Source organism: Microbulbifer harenosus (assembly GCF_005771435.1).
Lineage (GTDB): Bacteria > Pseudomonadota > Gammaproteobacteria > Pseudomonadales > Cellvibrionaceae > Microbulbifer > Microbulbifer harenosus.
The window spans coordinates 38,382-52,688 of the sequence record NZ_VANI01000012.1 but is presented as its reverse complement, the minus strand read 5'-3'; the positions used below and the strand labels follow the sequence as shown (position 1 = coordinate 52,688).

Below are 14,307 nucleotides of genomic sequence, written 5' to 3'. Positions count from 1 at the left end.
ACTGTCGGCAAACCATCCCGAGGCAGGAGGCCCCATGCAAACCGGACTGATTCACGCCTATCTCCTCGACGGCCGCGGCGGTGGACGCCGTATACAGTGGCCGGAGGTACAGCAGTGGACGCCGGACCAGGGGCGTCTGTGGCTGCACTTCGACTACACCGACCAGGACGCCCGCACCTGGATCAGCGGTGCGGCCAACCTGGATCCGCTGGTGGCCGATGCGCTGCTGACAGAGGAAACCCGCCCCCGCACCACGGGTATCGGCAGCGGCCTGCTGATTGCGCTGCGCGGGGTCAACCTCAACCCGGAATCCCAGCCGGAGGACATGGTGTCCATCCGCCTGTGGGCGGAGGAGACGCGGGTTATCAGCACACGCCGGCGCCGCCTGCTGTCCATCGACGATCTCTGTACTCAGTTGGATGGCGGGCGCGGACCAACCTCAACGGCCGGGCTGGTGGTGGAGATCGCGGATCTGCTGGTATGGCGCATGAGCGACACGGTGGACAACTTCGAGGAGGTGATCGACGAGCTCGAAGACCGGGTGGTGGGTGGCGCCAGCGCCAATCTGCGCCTGGATCTGGCGATGCTGCGCAAGCAGACCATCACACTGCGCCGCTACCTGTCGCCGCAGCGGGAGGCACTGGCGCGCTTTCTGGGGGAGAAACTGGCGTGGATCAGCGAGGCGGACCGCCTGCAGTTGCGCGAGGTGAGTGACCGCCTGTTGCGGCATATTGAGGATATCGACGCGGTGCGCGAGCGCGCGGCGGTCACCCAGGAAGAGTTGATGAGCCGCATTTCCGAGCAGCTCAACAGCCGCATGTATGTGCTCTCCATTATCGCCGCCATCTTCCTGCCGCTGGGTTTTTTCACCGGTCTGCTGGGCATCAATGTCGGCGGTATCCCCGGTTCCGAGAATCCCCGCGCTTTTCTGATTTTCAGTGTGTTACTGGTGGTGACAGTGGCGATCCAGCTAGTGGTATTCCGCTGGAAACGGTGGTTGTAGCGTCCATCGTGTTGCGGGACCGCCGTCAGGCGAACACCGTTACCGTCTGCCGTGTCAGCGCCATCAGCACACCGCGGCTGTTCCACAGTCGCGCCTGGATCACCGCGTAACCATCTTCCGCCTGTTCCACCTCTGCCAGATACTGCCACCAGTCGCCGCTGTCACAGTCAGCGGTCATGGCGGCGGGCATTAGTTCCACGGTCCATGTCAGCGAGCTGGCGGGGGCGACGGTCTTCAACATCGGCAGCACCGCCGGTGGCCAGGCGTCGATCAGCGCAAGCAGGTGCGCGGTGGTGGCGGGGCCCGCGGATTCGCGGAAGCGGACCCAGCCACCAATACGGCCTTCGCGGTGGCCACTGAAGGGCAGGGCGCCAGCACAGATCCGGTAGTCAAAGTGGCGGGTGAACTCCGGCACTAGTCCCTCGATATAGGGGAGCGCCTCGCAGGACTCCGGTTTGGGAAACTCCGGAGCGGCGTCGGTCGCCACGGCGATTGCCGAAGTGCGCGGTTTGCCAAAACTCGCCAGGGCAGCGGTCACGACCTGGTCGCCCTGGCTGGCGTGGGCTTCGATCTGCACTGCGGAACGGCCGGCGCGCAGTATCCGGGCGCTCGCCTGCAGTTCACCGGCTTCCGCCGGGGCCACGAACGAGACCGTGAGGGAGCGCAGGGGAGTATTCGCTACCGGCGCCTCAGAGGCCTGTTCCAGTGTCGCCTCGACGTGTCGGTACAGCATCGCGGCGACGAGACCGCCAAAGGTAGCGCGGCCCTGGGCCCATCCGCTGGGAATATTCGTGGTGCCGCCACTGCCGGCACCGTCGAGAATGGCAGTAAATTCCATTGAGTAGTCTCCGGCCTGCGGCGGCTCAATTAAAGCTGTGGTCGGTGCCGGGGAAGGTGCCGTTTTTTACGTCTTCGGCGTATTTGCGCAGAGCGCCGGGAATGTTGCCCGCTTCCGCGAGGAAGTTCTTGGAGAACTTCGGCGGTTTTTCCGTGAGGCCGAGGATGTCATTGATGACCAGTACCTGGGCGTCGGTATGAGGGCCGGCGCCGATACCGATGGTCGGCATGGAGACCGCTTCAGTGATGCGCTTACCCAACTCCGAAGGCACGCACTCCAGCACCAGCAGATCTGCGCCGGCCTCATCCAGCTGTACGGCGTCGTTCAAAATTTCTCCGGCGTGGTCGTCGTCGCGCCCCTGCACCCGGTAGCCGCCCAATTTGTGTACCGACTGTGGCGTCAGCCCCAAGTGCGCACACACCGGAATGCCGCGCTCGGTCAGCATTTTTACGGTGGGCGCGAGCCAGGCGCCGCCCTCAATTTTCACCATGTGCGCGCCCGCCTGCATGATGCGGGTGGCATTGGTAAGCGCTTGCTCCGGTGTGGCGTATGTCATGAATGGCAGGTCGCCCATGATCAGGGATTTTTTGTTGCCGCGGGCCACCGCTTCCACGTGGTAGATCATCTGTTCCATGGTGACAGGAATGGTGCTGTCGTAGCCGAGCACGGTCATGCCGAGGGAATCGCCGATCAACACGGTTTCCACCCCGGTTCTCTGCGCCATTGCGGCCATGGGGGCGTCGTAGAGGGCGACACAGATAAACTTCTCTCCATCCGCCTTCATCTTGCGCAGGGTCTGGACAGTAACAGGCTTTGTCAGCTCACTGGGGGCGTAGGGCATGGTGATTACTCGCTAATCTGGGGCGCGGGGCCCGTGGTACATCCGCGGCGTGACACCGGGATACTCAAGCGGCAGGAAGGCGGTGCCTATCTGCCGGGATTGTAATAGTGGCGGCCGCTCTTGATCTCCAGTAGGTATTCCACCAGTTGCAGATAATCCCGCTGCTGGTCGACGATGTCGATCTCGGCACAGTTCACGATCAGCAGGGGCGCTTGGTCGTAATAGTGAAAGAAGTTGGTATAGGCCTCGTTGAGGGTCGCCAGGTACTCGTTGCTGATACTGCGCTCAGCGGCGATACCGCGTTTGTGGATGCGCTGCTGCAGTACTTCGAGGGGCGCCTGCAGGTAAATTACGAGATCCGGCTTCGGCGCTTCCAGTGTCAGGTGCTGGTAGACCTGGCGGTAGAGCTGCAGTTCGTCGCTGTCCAGGGTAACTTCCGCGAACAGGTGATCTTTTTCAATCAGGAAGTCCGCCACCCGCACCGGCTTGAACAGATCGTCCTGGCGCAGGGCCTGAATCTGTTGCGAACGCTGCAGCAGGAAGTGCAGTTGCGTGGGGAGCGCGGCGTTTTTCGGGTCGCGGTAGAAGCGCTCGAGGAAGGGATTTTCTTCCGGCAGTTCGAGCAATGTATCGTAATTGAAGGTGGCGGCCAGCTTTTTCGCCAAGGTGGTTTTGCCTACGCCGATATTGCCTTCAACTGCGATAAAGCGGGGCAGTTTGCGCTCCTGCAGGTTCAGTTCCAGGGCCAGATTCTCTGCGCTGTAGTCTTCGGAAGGTGTGTTGTCGGATACGGAGGATTTTGTCACCGGGGTTGCTCCTTCTTGTTCCCTGATTTCCGTCGGTACCGGTTATTTCAGTCGATGCAAGCGGTTGGGTGGACACCGGGCCAGCAGTGTCTGCAACGGTGTACCGTCGGGCATACACAGGTCTGGTGCCAGCTCTGCCAGCGGTTCCAGCACGAAATTGCGTTCCGCCATGCGCGGGTGCGGCACGGTCAGTCGTGCGGTACCCAGCGTTTTATCACCGAACAGCAGAATATCCAGGTCCAGCGTGCGCGCGCCCCAGCGCAGGGTGCGCTCGCGGCCGTGAAGGTGCTCGATAGCCTGCAGCGCATCCAGCAGCGCTTCCGCCGCCAATGACGTTTCGACACTGGCCACTGCATTGACGTAATCCGGTTGCTCACCGGGGCCGATGGGCGCACTGGCGTAAAAGCCGGAGCAACTCAGAACCTGCGTCTGTGGAATTTCTTCCATGTGCGCGAGCGCACTGCGCAGCTGGGCCGCCGGGTCCGCAAGATTGCTGCCGAGGCCAATATAACAGCGTGTCACTTGTGATTTCCGCTCAATTCGACGGATGTTCCGCGCCGCCGCCCTGCCGATTGCCACCCTGGCGGCCACGGTTGCGGCCACCGCGGTTGCGCCGGCCACGGCCTTTGCCACTGCCCTGCGCGCCGTTGCGCGGCAGGTCGCGCACCATCTGCAGCCGCTGTTCCTCATCTGCCTGCTGGAACGCCGTCCACCACTGGCCGAGGCCCGCGGGAATCTCGCCACTGTCTTCGCGCAGCAACAGGAAATCGTAAGCCGCTCGGAATTTGGGAAGCTCCATCAGGCGGAAGGCGCGCTCCCCACTGCGGCGGGGCAGGCGGGATTGCATGTCCCAGATCTCGCGCATGGGGATGGTGAAGCGTTTGGGAATCGCCGTGTGCACCAGCTGGTTGCTGGTAATTTTCTGCGCGGCCTGCGCCAGTGCCGGCACCGGGGGAACGCCCTTGCTTTCGAGGTATTGCTGTTCGGCATTAACCCCGGGCCACAGCAGTGCCGCGTACAGGAACGCCGGCGTTACCCGCAGGTCTTCGCGAATACGGGTATCGGTATTGCGCAGGGCCTGGCGGGTAAGGGCCAGGGCCTCGGGGTTGTCCAGCAGGCGCGCATTGTCCGGAAACAGATGCTGCCACAACTGGTACTGGCGCAGCAGCTCGAACGTGCGCTCGCCGTGGCCGCTCATCAGCAGCTTCAGCACCTCGTCGAACATGCGCGCAGGCGCGATGTTGCGCAGCAGTGGTGCCAGTTCTTTCAGGGGAGCGGCGGTGGCCGGTTCGATATCAAAATCGAGCTTCGCTGCAAAGCGCACCGCGCGCAGCATGCGTACCGGGTCTTCCTTATAGCGGGTTTCCGGATCGCCAATCATGCGGATCAGGCGCTGCTCGATATCCCGAATGCCACCGGTATAGTCGTGGATTTCGAAACCGTTGGTGGTGTAGTAGAGCGCGTTGACCGTGAAATCCCGCCGGATCGCATCACTCTCAAGGTCACCGTAGACATTGTCGCGCAGCAGCATGCCGTGTTCGGACTGCTGTGCCTCATGCTCTTCGCCATCGCTGTGGTGGCCGCGGAAGGTGGTGACCTCAATTACCTCGCGGCCGATACGCGCGTGCAGGATGCGGAAGCGGCGGCCGACAATGCGCGAACCGCGAAACAGCTGCCGCGCCTGCTCGGGGGTGGCATCGGTCGCGACGTCAAAGTCCTTGGGGTGGCCGCCCAGCAGTAAATCGCGCACACCGCCGCCGACGATATAAGCCTCAAAACCGCCCTCCTGCAGCCGCTTCATTACCGTAAGCGCCGCGCGGCTCACGTCCCGGCGGGACAGGCTGTGATCACTGCGGGGGATGATCACACGGGATACGCCCGTGTCGCTGGCTTTAGGCCTGGTTGACTTGCCTGGGGACTTCTTGCGCGGCGGTTTACCGCGACCACCCTCGCTGGACATGAGCGGGGTGTCGCCGTTGGCGTCGGTGGTTTTTGATTTGTTGTGCCAGCGTTTGATACTGCTGATCAGGGAATTGAACATACGGCTTACTGTGTTATCCGCAGCCCAGTGCATGGGCGGCTCTACGGTTGATCCTGGTGGCTCATAGCGAGCTGGTACCGGGATGGCGGTGTTCCTGACTCGTATGGGGGCGGATTCTATCACACACAGCGCAACGCACAGCTGCCGGTCCCGCTCCCTGCGGGTACCAGCAAATGTGTGCATTCATTGGAAAAGAAAAGAAGGGAATTATTCTTATTCGGTATGAAGGCAGCGGCTTCCTTGCGCTATCAATTTGCTTTTCAGCAAACCCTCTCCCAGGCACAATCAGTCAGTTTGTCACGTGCTTGTCGTTATTTTTGTTGTCTTCTACAAGTTATTGTTTTTGTTATTACGCTTTATTCTTATTGTTTATTGTTGTTTTAGTTCTTATTACTTTTTGTTTATTTTTATTGTTGTGTTGAGCCTTATTGTTGTTATTGCTCAGTTTTTGCTCCGGTCATCGATCACTTTGGCTTTTATTATCGATCTGCCCGTTTTTATTGTTTTTTTGTTGCGCCCACTTATTGTCAGTTGTTATTAGGGCTTAAACAGTCATTTATTTTTATTCTTGGCTGTTCTTGTTGTTTGACCTATACAAAGCAGATAGCGTGCCAACTTTAAAATTTCTTTATAAATCAATAAGTTAAAAAATTTGGGAACTTTTTTGCGCTGCGGGAACACAGCTTTCCGTTACGCAAGGTACGGCAACTGTTACTCACCTGGGAGAGGGGGTAACACTTTCACTTGTTACCAATTTTTCCCCCGACACGAATCCCGCGCACACAGACGCCCGCAAACCTTTGGTTGCGCAACTTGTTGATTTTCAAGGAATTAACTGAAGCGAATTAGCGAAATTAGACAGTAGTGATAGCAGGGCGGACGCAGGGGGTTGGGAGAAGGTGGCGATGCCGGGGATGGTCTTGCGAGACCTTCACCGCCATGGATGGCGGTGCAGAGCCCCCAGGGATGGGTTCACGGCGTGTCTCGCAAGACCATCCCCGGTAGCGACACCGCCACAAAAGGTGTTCGGGAGGGTGTTAGGTATCTCGGAGTTTGATACTCAGGCCTCTTCTTCCGCCGTACGCTTGGACTTCTTGCGCGGAATGCCGAGCTTCTGCCGGCGCTCCCACAGGCACTTGCGGCTCACACCCAGCTTCTTCGCCAGATCCGTCTCGCTCATTGTGTCCTGGTGTTCCAGAACGAAACGCGCGAAGTAATCCTCCAGTGATAGATCCTCCCGCGGGTCCGAATGCAGACTGTTGCGCGGACGGCGCTCCGGGTCCGCCTCATCGATGGGAACCAGGTCCAGATCGATATCCAGCGTCTCGTAATCGATCTCACTGGCATCCTCCGTAAGGATCACTGCGCGCTGGATCGCATTCTCCAGCTCGCGCACGTTACCTGGCCAGGTGTAGGTCGTTACCGCCTGGATCGCCTCCGGTGACAACTTGAGGATGGGGCGACTGATCTTGGCGCAGAACTTCTCAATCAGGTTCTCGGCAATGGACAGCACATCTTTGCCGCGCTCGCGCAGCGGTGGCAGCGTCAGCTGGACCACATTGATGCGGTAATAAAGGTCCTCGCGGAAGCGCCGCTCCGCCGCCAGCTGGCGCAGATTGCGGTGGGTTGCCGCAACCAGCCGCACGTTGACCTTGCGGGACTCGATTGCGCCGATGGGGCGCACCTCGCCCTCCTGCAGTACCCGCAGCAGGCGCGCCTGGGCCTCGAGGGGAAGCTCACCAATCTCGTCGAGGAACAGGGTGCCGCCGTCGGCCGCCGCTACCAGACCCTCGCGGGCGGTCTGGGCGCCGGTAAACGCGCCTTTTTCGTGACCGAACAGCTCCGCTTCGATCAATGTTTCCGGAATCGCCGCGCAGTTCACCGAGATCAGCGGTTTGCCGCTGCGCTTGCTCTCCTCGTGAATGGCGCGAGCCACCAGCTCTTTACCGGTGCCGGTTTCGCCGTGCACCAGCACCGTGGCATCGGTGGGCGCTACCTTGTGGATTCGCGCGTAGAGATCGCGCATCACCGGGCTGTCGCCGATCATGCCGGCTATGGCGCGGCCCTCGGCCTTGCTGTCGGCAGCGGCGGCGCCGGCGGCGCGGTTCTGCTCCGCCTTGCCGATCACCCGGCGCACGGTGGCGATCATTTCGTCGTGATCGAAGGGTTTGGCGATGTAGTCAGCAGCGCCCATGCGCATGGAGTCCACTGCCGAGCGCAGGCTGGCGTAACTGGTCATGATCAGCACCGGCACGTCACCTGCCAGCTTCAGCAGGTCGGTGCCGGGCGCGCCCGGGAGGCGCAGGTCCGAAATGATCAGGTCTACATCCGTGAGGCGATATTTGGTGGTCGCCTCACGTACCGAGCCGGCTTCACTGATCTTGTAGCGGTGCCTCTCCAGCAGCTTGCGCAGGGCCGTGCGGATAATGGCTTCATCTTCTACGATCAGGATGTGGCTCATGTGTTACGCCTGGTTACAAAATGTTCAGAGGGGCCTAAGTTTTACCTGTTGGGCGTTTCGATGCAACCCAGTTGCCAGTTGAAGGCTAAAATTTATCCAATTATTTTTCATCTGCCCGTAACAGGCCTGTCATATTTCCAGGCCGTGCGCCGCGCTCTCCAGCGGTAATTGCACCACAAACCGCGCCCCGCGGCCGGTTTCGGTGTGGGCCGGACTCACCAGTTCCAGCTGTCCTCCGTGTTCTTCCACAATGCTGTACACCATGGCGAGACCGAGACCGGTACCTTCACCGGGTTCTTTGGTGGTGAAGAAGGGTTCCAGAATCCGGTCGCGGTGTGCCGGTGAAATCCCCGGGCCATTGTCGGTCACCGCGATACACGCAAGCCCCGCGCGGACATAGCCTTCCACGTCGATATGACCGCCATCGGGGCTGGCGTCGCGGGCGTTGCTCAGCAGGTTGATAAAGACCTGGATCAGGCGCTGGTTGTCGCCCAGCGCGACCAGATCTGCGGGGACGCTGTTGGCGAAGGTGACCTGGGTTTTGTCCCGCTGCAGAGACAGCAGCTGTACCGCCTCCTCCACACAGGCGCGCAGGTCTACCGGTGCCTTCTCGCGGTCGTGAGTGCCGCTGTGGGAGAAACTCACCAGGGAGTGCACGATTCGGCTGATGCGCTGGGTCTGGCTCAGGATCTGGTCTGCGGTCTCCAGTACTTCCGGGTTGTCCGACTCGAACTGCAGGTTCTGCGCGAGGCAGGCGATGCCTGTTACCGGGTTGCCCACCTCGTGCGCCACCCCGGCGGCGAGGCGGCCCACAGAGGCCAGGCGCTCGCTGTGCATCAATTCCTGCTCCAGCACCTGGGTCTCGGTGATGTCCTCCACCAGCAGCATCTGGCCGTCGCCGCGGCTGTCTTTGACTCTGGTGCTGTCGCGCCCGTATTTTTTCTGCTTCAGGCGGGTCTTGTGCAGATTGAGCCAGTGGTTGTTACCGTTCATTTCTATCTGCTGCTTGAAGCGGCTGGCGTCTTCCGACTGCGCGAACTCCGTCAGCAGGGTCCGCCAGGGCTCCGGCAGGTACTCCAGTTTCGAGCCGATTACCTCACTGGCGGTAATACCGGTGACCTCCGCCATGGCGTAGTTCCACAGCAGGATTTCGCCATCGCGGCCGAGGGAGCAGGCGGCCATGGGCAGCTCTTCCAGCATCTGCCGGTGGTAAAGCCGCAGATTGTTCAGTTCCGCGGCGAGACCGGTGAGCTGGTTTTTGTAGCGGCTGAGGCGCGTCTCGATCAGGTGGATGTCTTTGTTCGCCGGCTGATCGCTGGTTACGAACGGCAGGTGACGGTCCACGATCTGGCCGGCCAGCACCCTTCCCAGCAGGCCCGACAGGTTGGCCTCCAGTCGGTCGCGCAACTGGCGCAACGCGTAGGGGCGGCGCTCATTTTCCGTCAGGTTGAGCTGGCGCAAAGCGCGGTTCACTTCCTGGCTGGCGGTGGCGGCGCCGAGGCTTTCCGACAGGCGCAGGCGGAAATCCGCGGCGGATTGCACATCCAGCTCAAGGCGCAGGGCCTGGCTGATGGAGTCGTCGCTGCACAGGTCGGCGGCATAGCGCTCCAGGCTGGAGGTCGGGGTGAACAGCGACAGGCCAACAAACAGCAGCACGTTTACGGACAGTGACAGGGTGGTGATCTGCGGCCAGATTTCCATGCCCAGCGGCAGGCGATAGTCGCCGAAAGTAATGCCGCTATTGCCCACCATGGCCGGTAACAGCAGGCCGGCGGCCCAGATCAGCATGCCGGCGAGCAGGCCACCGATAAAGCCGCGGCGGTTGCCCTGAGGCCAGTGGATCACCGCAAAGATTCCCGGCAGGAACTGCAGAGAGGCAATGAACGCGATAATGGCCAGGTCGGACAGCGACAGGCGGTTGTTCAAAAGTAGATAGAAGCCGAATCCCGCCAGGAACAGCGCCGCCACCAGCGAACGGCGCAGCCACAGCAACTGGCGGTACATATTGTCGTCGGATTGCCAGCGGGTGCCGGGCAGCAACCAATGGTTCATCACCATGGTGGAGAGCGCCAGGGTGATCATGATCAGTGCGCCGGTGGCGGCGGACAGGCCGCCGATAAACGCCACAATCGTCAGCAGCGCGGACCCGCTGGCGCGCGGTACTGCGAGAGTGAAGTACTGCACTGGCTCCGCCACATCCAGTGCAAAACCCGCCCACATGATGGGGAAGATCGGCAGTGCCATCAAAAGCAGGAACAGCGGGAACCCCCAGCTTGCGGTGCGCAGGCCCAGGGCCGCGGGCCGCTCGGCAATGCTCAGATAGAAAATATGCGGCATGGCCACGGCGGTGGCGATGAATACCAGCAGCAGGGTGTGCGAGGAACCCTGTTTGATCGGCGAATATAGAAGCTGCTGCATGTCACTGTTTTGCGCCAGCCACTTGTCGAGCCCGCCCAAGCCGCCGAAAACGCCATACACGGCGTAGAGCCCCACCGCCAGTAGCGCCAACAGCTTCACCAGGGATTCCAGCGCCATGGCACTGGCGAGGCCCGCCCGGCGCTTGCGCGATGCGCCGTAGGTGGTGGTAAACAGCGCCAGCAGCACACAGTAGAAGAAGGCAATCAGATCCTTGCTGGTGACGCCGCTGTCCGGCAGTGCCAGCGCCGCTACATTGTCGCGCGACAGCAGTGCCAGAGTCTCCGCTACCGCCTGGATTTGCAGTGCGATCAGCGGCAGCAGCCCCAGCAGCATGAACAAGGTGGCAAGGGTGCCCGCCTCGCGGCTGTGGTAGCGGAACACCAGCAGGTCGGCGGGGGACGTGAGCTGATAACGCTGGGCCAGGCGCGCCAGTGGCTCGAGCGCCACTGGCGCGAACAGAAACATGGCACCGGTGCCGAGATAATAGGCCAGCACCCCATAGCCGTGCTGCCACGCCAGATCGATGATGCCGTAATAGGTCCAGGCGCTCAGGGAAACCCCCAGCGACAGCACGTAGAAAAACGGATGCCGCACCCAGTTGCTCGGCAGCCAGCCTTTGGAGGTGGCAAAGGCGACGAAAAACAGCGCGAAGATATAGGCAACGCCAATCAGTGCGATATTGACGATTTCAAAGGTCATCCGGGCGGCGCCTCCGTTGAATGAAGATCGCCAGCAGGATCAGGACGAACCACAGAATAAACGGGCGATACCAGGCGCCGGTGGGATTGATCATCCAGGTGAATACGGTGGGGCTGAATACATAGCCCACCAGTACCAGCAGGATTAACAGGGTACGGTTGCTCATTAAGGACCTGTTGGGGTCGTCCTGCGGTAAGGCAGAGAAAATATGGCGCAAAATGGTAATGCGCCGTTGGGGGGCAGTTCAACACTCCGTGGCCTATTGCGCAAACTTGCGCCTATTGATGCAGCAGGCGGTTGCGGGGGTCAATCTGCCGGCGCTGCCAGCGGGCCGCGGCCCAGGCGAGAATATGGCGGGGTTGTTCCAATATCAGTTCTGCGGGCGGGTGAAAGCCGAGAAAACGCAGCGCCTGCAGCAGGTTTTCGGCGGGACGGGCGTCGTCCAGCGCGGCGGCTTGGTTCTGTTTGCTGAGTTTCTGCCCGCTTTCATTCATCACCAGTGGCATGTGGCCAAAGCCGGGTGGCTCGGCCCCGAGGGCCCGAAAAAGGCGGCGCTGGACCCCGGTGCAGTCCAGCAGATCGGCGCCGCGCACTACGCAGGTCACACCCTGAGCGATATCGTCCACTACCACTGCCAACTGGTAGGCATAGAGTCCATCTTTGCGTTTCAGGATAGGGTCTTCGACCGTGTGCTGGATCTGGGCGCCGTGCCAGAGATCGTCGAAGCGTTCTTCCTCGCCTTCGCAGCAGAAGCGCAGAGCGGTGAGTGCGTCGCTGCCTGGCGTGTATTGCCGGCATGTCGCGCGACGATGGCCGCCGGAGCGGCGGATCTGCTCGCGGGTGCATCCGCAGGGATAGACCAAGCCTTTTTCGCGCAGCTGCTCCAGCGCGTTTTGGTAGAGATGGTGGCGCCGGCTCTGCCACTCGATTGGGCGCTGGCTGTGTAGCTCGTGGGTGTCCAGTGAGTGCAGTATCCGCTCAGCGGCGCCTGGCATTTCCCGCGGTGGGTCCAGGTCTTCCATACGGATCAGCCAGGTGCCGCCGTGGGCCACGGCATCCAGATAGCTGCCGACGGCACAGACCAGCGAGCCGAAGTGCAGGGGGCCGGTGGGAGAGGGCGCAAAGCGGCCGATGTAGCTTGGGGAGGTCATGGGATAGGGTGTCGGGCAAACGTTGCCGCGGGTGTTCACCAGCTGGGCTCGTTGCGAGTTTCCGTCTCAGGCGCTTGGCCCGGTCCGACCACTGCGGCCGTTCCGGGCACTCACCGCGCCCGGAACGGCCGGGCGTGAATTCGCGCAGCGAGCAATGCCCGCTCAGCGCACGGCTTCACCCCGAAATCTGCTTCTCTTTGATTTCCGCCAGGGTTTTGCAGTCCACACACAGGGTAGCGGTGGGCCGCGCTTCCAGACGGCGGATGCCGATTTCGACGCCGCAGGCTTCGCAGAAGCCGTAGTCGTCCTGATCGATCAGCTCAATGGTGGCGTCGATCTTTTTGATCAATTTGCGCTCGCGATCGCGGGTGCGCAGTTCCAGACTGAATTCCTCTTCCTGGCTGGCGCGATCTGCCGGGTCGGGGAAGTTCGCAGCTTCGTCCTTCATGTGCGATACGGTGCGATCCACCTCTGCCATGAGTTCGGCCTTCCAGGCGAGCAGCAGCTTGCGGAAGTGCTCCTGCTGCTTCTCATTCATGTACTCCTCGCCCTTTGTTTCCTGATAGGGCTCGAAGCCGTGCAGAGAATCGGATTTCGCAGCAGTATTGGGCATAGTCATTGCCTCTCTCGTAATACGGGGCCCTGTTTTATAGGGGCACTACAACCAAATTCAAGCCTTGCAGGCTCAAAGCCTAAGCGACCGCAGGCTGTATCCTCAGGCCGCCGCGGCGACCAAGGCGAGGAAACTACCAAATCTCCGTGGGCGGCGCCACAAAATGTTGCCCGAGCAGATCTGCGGCGACGATCCTCCGGCCAGAGTCGCACCGATTGGTGTATTCTGACGACGCTTTTTTCATCAGGCTGGCGCTTGTGCCGGCCAACGCTGACTTTTTGTGAGTCTCTTTCAAGAAATACTCACGCCTAACCATTCACAGGATACTTCGTGAAATTTGATCCGGCTCTGGGCGAAGGGCTGTTACTGCGCCGCTACAAACGTTTTCTCGCCGACATCCAACTTTCGTCTGGTGAAATTATAACCATTCACTGTCCGAATACCGGCTCCATGAAGAACTGCTGGCTGGAAAACACGCCGTGCTGGTTTTCCGATTCCGGCAACGCCAAACGCAAATACCGCCACACCCTCGAAATTACCACCACGCCGGAGGGCGCGCTCGCCGGGGTGAACACCGGGCGCGCCAACGCGCTGGTGGAGGAGGCGATACATAGCGGTGTGATCCGCGAACTACAGGGCTACGACAGCCTGCGCCGGGAAGTGAAATACGGGGAGGAGAACAGTCGTATAGACCTGTTGCTGAGCCGCGGCGATGGCGACTGCTACGTGGAAGTGAAAAATGTCACCCTGGCGGAGGGCGCGCGCGGAATGTTTCCTGATGCGGTGAGTGTGCGGGGAGCCAAGCATCTGCGTGAACTGCAGAAACTGGCGGAAGCCGGGGTGCGCGCCGTGTTGTTCTACTGTGTGCAGCACTCGGGCATTGAGACGGTGGAGGCGGCTGGGGAAATTGACCCCGCGTATGCGGCGGCACTGGTGCAGGCGGTCGAGGCCGGTGTGGAGGTGATTGCTTACCGGGCCGCGTTGGCCGCGGGTGAAATCCGCCTCGCCGAGCGCCTGCCGTTCATCGCCTGATCGTATTGTTGGGCAAAGCGAAGCTGTGCCCAACAGAAACCGCCGGATCAGTCCGCCAGAATCACATACAGCCCGTCCTGGGCGTATTCCACCGGCACTGGCGTCAGCGCATCTCCGGCGCAGGGGCCGGCGATGCACTCACCGGTGCTGATTTCAAACAACGCGCCGTGGGATGCACACTGGATCAAGGCCTTCTCTGAATCCAGAAACTGATCTGGCTGCCACTCCAGATTGATACCCCGATGCGGGCAGATGTTCTTGTAGGCGAAGATTTCACCGTCCTTTTTCACGGCAAATACATTGTCCAGGCCGGCACTGGCGTCGCCGACGGAGAAGCCCTTGGCGTCGCCTTCGTTAATGTCTTCGTAGCGGCAGAGAAAGTGTTTTTGCATCGGCTGTCTTTT

The 14,307-nt window shown here is 60.9% G+C and carries 13 protein-coding genes; 2 read left to right on the top strand and 11 right to left on the bottom strand.

Features of this window, described 5'->3' with window-relative positions:
- Window positions 1-34 precede the first annotated feature (34 nt).
- Window positions 35-1,003: a zinc transporter ZntB gene (zntB, locus tag FDY93_RS12240; RefSeq protein ID WP_138236046.1), complete on the top strand. Its 969-nt coding sequence runs from the start codon at window positions 35-37 to the stop codon at window positions 1,001-1,003.
- Window positions 1,004-1,028: 25 nt separating this feature from the next.
- Here zntB and FDY93_RS12235 read toward each other — a convergent pair whose 3' ends face one another.
- From FDY93_RS12235 to dksA, 10 genes are all read right to left on the bottom strand, one after another.
- Complete coding sequence (locus tag FDY93_RS12235) at window positions 1,029-1,841, bottom strand: acyl-CoA thioesterase (RefSeq protein ID WP_138236045.1); 813 nt, start codon at window positions 1,839-1,841, stop codon at window positions 1,029-1,031.
- 25 nt (window positions 1,842-1,866) lie between these two features.
- A complete protein-coding gene (gene panB / locus FDY93_RS12230) occupies window positions 1,867-2,682 on the bottom strand; it encodes a 3-methyl-2-oxobutanoate hydroxymethyltransferase (protein WP_138236044.1) in 816 nt (271 codons plus the stop codon).
- A gap of 86 nt (window positions 2,683-2,768) precedes the next feature.
- The gene (locus tag FDY93_RS12225; RefSeq protein ID WP_240914391.1) at window positions 2,769-3,431 is read right to left on the bottom strand and encodes a deoxynucleoside kinase; all 663 of its coding nucleotides are present in this window, start codon (window positions 3,429-3,431) and stop codon (window positions 2,769-2,771) included.
- 99 nt (window positions 3,432-3,530) lie between these two features.
- Complete coding sequence (gene folK, locus FDY93_RS12220; RefSeq protein WP_171018976.1) at window positions 3,531-4,010, bottom strand: 2-amino-4-hydroxy-6-hydroxymethyldihydropteridine diphosphokinase; 480 nt, start codon at window positions 4,008-4,010, stop codon at window positions 3,531-3,533.
- A 13-nt stretch (window positions 4,011-4,023) separates the two neighbouring features.
- Complete coding sequence (pcnB, locus tag FDY93_RS12215; protein WP_138236041.1) at window positions 4,024-5,529, bottom strand: polynucleotide adenylyltransferase PcnB; 1,506 nt, start codon at window positions 5,527-5,529, stop codon at window positions 4,024-4,026.
- Between the two features lie 1,060 nt (window positions 5,530-6,589).
- Window positions 6,590-7,990 carry a sigma-54-dependent transcriptional regulator gene (locus tag FDY93_RS12210; RefSeq protein ID WP_138236040.1) on the bottom strand — a complete coding sequence of 467 codons (1,401 nt, stop codon included), beginning with the start codon at window positions 7,988-7,990 and terminating at the stop codon, window positions 6,590-6,592.
- A gap of 129 nt (window positions 7,991-8,119) precedes the next feature.
- On the bottom strand, window positions 8,120-11,107 hold the full coding sequence (locus tag FDY93_RS12205) for an ATP-binding protein (protein WP_138236039.1): 2,988 nt from the start codon (window positions 11,105-11,107) through the stop codon (window positions 8,120-8,122).
- A complete protein-coding gene (locus FDY93_RS19485; protein WP_166220175.1) occupies window positions 11,097-11,273 on the bottom strand; it encodes a hypothetical protein in 177 nt (58 codons plus the stop codon). The genes FDY93_RS12205 and FDY93_RS19485 overlap by 11 nt, the downstream gene beginning before the upstream one ends.
- 112 nt (window positions 11,274-11,385) lie before the next feature.
- Window positions 11,386-12,297, bottom strand: coding sequence for a tRNA glutamyl-Q(34) synthetase GluQRS (gene gluQRS, locus FDY93_RS12200; protein WP_246068568.1), 912 nt, complete (start codon window positions 12,295-12,297; stop codon window positions 11,386-11,388).
- Between the two features lie 136 nt (window positions 12,298-12,433).
- Entirely contained in the window at window positions 12,434-12,871 is a 438-nt protein-coding gene (gene dksA / locus FDY93_RS12195) for an RNA polymerase-binding protein DksA (protein WP_138236082.1), read from the bottom strand.
- 330 nt (window positions 12,872-13,201) lie between these two features.
- On the opposite strand from dksA, the gene sfsA reads away from it, so the two are divergent.
- Entirely contained in the window at window positions 13,202-13,903 is a 702-nt protein-coding gene (sfsA, locus tag FDY93_RS12190) for a DNA/RNA nuclease SfsA (protein WP_138236038.1), read from the top strand.
- 47 nt (window positions 13,904-13,950) lie between these two features.
- Here sfsA and FDY93_RS12185 read toward each other — a convergent pair whose 3' ends face one another.
- On the bottom strand, window positions 13,951-14,295 hold the full coding sequence (locus tag FDY93_RS12185) for a Rieske (2Fe-2S) protein (RefSeq protein ID WP_138236037.1): 345 nt from the start codon (window positions 14,293-14,295) through the stop codon (window positions 13,951-13,953).
- Window positions 14,296-14,307 lie beyond the last annotated feature (12 nt).